Source organism: Bradyrhizobium sp. NBAIM08 (genome assembly GCF_020193935.1).
Classification (GTDB): domain Bacteria; phylum Pseudomonadota; class Alphaproteobacteria; order Rhizobiales; family Xanthobacteraceae; genus Bradyrhizobium; species Bradyrhizobium yuanmingense.
Genome location: NZ_JADYVR010000186.1, coordinates 1 through 468, shown reverse-complemented (window position 1 = coordinate 468; position 468 = coordinate 1). Strand labels below are relative to the sequence as shown.

The 468-nt window shown below is 66.2% G+C and carries 1 protein-coding gene; it reads right to left on the bottom strand.

Going from position 1 to position 468, the window contains the following annotated elements:
- A partial coding sequence (locus tag I6F37_RS39030; RefSeq protein ID WP_225154229.1) for a DnaJ domain-containing protein occupies positions 1–375 on the bottom strand: 375 nt, incomplete at its 3' end.
- Between the last annotated feature and the right edge of the window lie 93 nt (positions 376–468).

Below are 468 nucleotides of genomic sequence, written 5' to 3'. Positions count from 1 at the left end.
GTGTTCTCCCAGATGTTCGGCGCCGGTGTCGAAGCGCACGCGCGTCCCACCGCCGCCGAACATCTGGGAGAACACGTCCTCGAAGCCTGTGCCTCCTGCACCTCCTCCGGGCCCCCCCGCCGTGAAGCGCGCACCTCCACGGGCCATCTGCCGGATGGCGTCGTACTGGCGGCGCTGCTCGGGGTCGGATAGCACCGCATACGCCTCGCCCACGTCCTTGACACGCTTCTCGGCGTTCGTGTCACCCGGATTCTGATCGGGGTGTTCCTTGCGGGCCCGCTTGCGGTACGTCCTCTTGATCGTGGCCTGGTCGGCATCGACGGGGACGCCGAGCACCGCATAGAAGTCCTTCTCGAACCAGTCCTGACTAGCCATGTCGACGTCCTCCTTTCCCTGCCAGCTCTGCCGATCGGGCTTTTTCGATTATGCGGGATCGGTCACGGCAACGCGGGCCGGCCGGATGATGCG